At 65.5% G+C, this 1,094-nt stretch carries 1 protein-coding gene and 1 pseudogene; both read right to left on the minus strand.

Translation table 11 applies throughout. From position 1 onward, the window contains the following. Positions 1–90 (minus strand): annotated as a pseudogene (locus EOA60_RS39970) (3-oxoacyl-[acyl-carrier-protein] reductase); the annotation flags it as partial. A gap of 13 nt (positions 91–103) precedes the next feature. Then, positions 104–1,094, minus strand: a 991-nt coding sequence (locus EOA60_RS34230) for an ABC transporter permease (protein WP_164899823.1), incomplete at its 5' end; no start/stop codon positions are given.

Below are 1,094 nucleotides of genomic sequence, written 5' to 3' on the forward strand. Positions count from 1 at the left end.
CTCCTCGGCGAACCGCTGGGCTATGCCCCTGCCGATGCCACGCGCGGCCCCGACGATCACCGCCACCTTGCCTTCGATGCGTCCGGTCATGCGAGCCGTCCTGTCATGCGAGCCTTTGGCGAATGGTTTGCTTGAAGGCGTCGAGAAGCACGGCCGCCAGCACCAGCAAGCCGTGGATGACCTGGGTGAAGTTGGCCGGCAGGGCCATGAGGTTGATGGCGGTGTTGATGGCCGAGAGGAGCAGCACGCCGGCATAGACGCCGGGCAGGGTGCCGACGCCGCCTTTCAGGCTGACGCCGCCAATGACCACAGCGGCGAAGGCGTTGAAGAGCAGGCCGACGCCGAGATTGGCGGTGGCGCCGGAGGTGCGGATGGCGAGCAGCCAGCCGGCGAGGCCGGCGATGGCGCCGGCAAGGACGAAGGCGATGATCAGGTTGCGGTTGACGCGGATGCCGGCACGGAAGGTCGCGGTCTCGTTGCCACCGATCATCACCAGATGCCGGCCGAACGGCGTCTTGGCGAGAATCAGCGAGAAGACGACGAAGCAGCCGACAGCGATCCAGGCGGTGAGCGGCAGGCCGGCGAGCCGCTGGATACCGAACCAGCGGATGGCCGGCGCCAAATCCTGCGCCGAGCGTCCGCCGGAAACGACAAGCACGAGGCCGCGCACCCAGATATAGGAGGCAAGCGTGATGATGAAGGCGCTCATCCGCAGTCTGACGATGAGGAAACCGTTGATGACGCCGATAAGGGCTCCCACCGCCAGGGCTACGGCGAGCGAGACCGGCACCATCAGCCAGTCCGGATGCAACTGCAGGCCGAGGCCGATGCCTGACGAGCAGAACATGATGCCGACCGCCATGGCGCTGAGCGCCGCGACCGATTCAACCGACAGGTCCATGTGACCGGCAATGATGACCAGCGCCAGGCCGATCGACATCACGCCCAGCACGCTCGAAGCCTCGACGATGTTGGCGAAGATGCCGAGCTGGAAGAAGTTCGGAATGAGGGTCGAGAACACGGCCAGCACGAAGACCAGCATGAACCAGACGAGATTGTCGAGCACAAGCTCGAGACTGTGGCGGGTGCGTGGG

It is taken from the genome of Mesorhizobium sp. M1A.F.Ca.IN.020.06.1.1, from assembly GCF_004023265.1.
Taxonomy (GTDB): domain Bacteria; phylum Pseudomonadota; class Alphaproteobacteria; order Rhizobiales; family Rhizobiaceae; genus Mesorhizobium.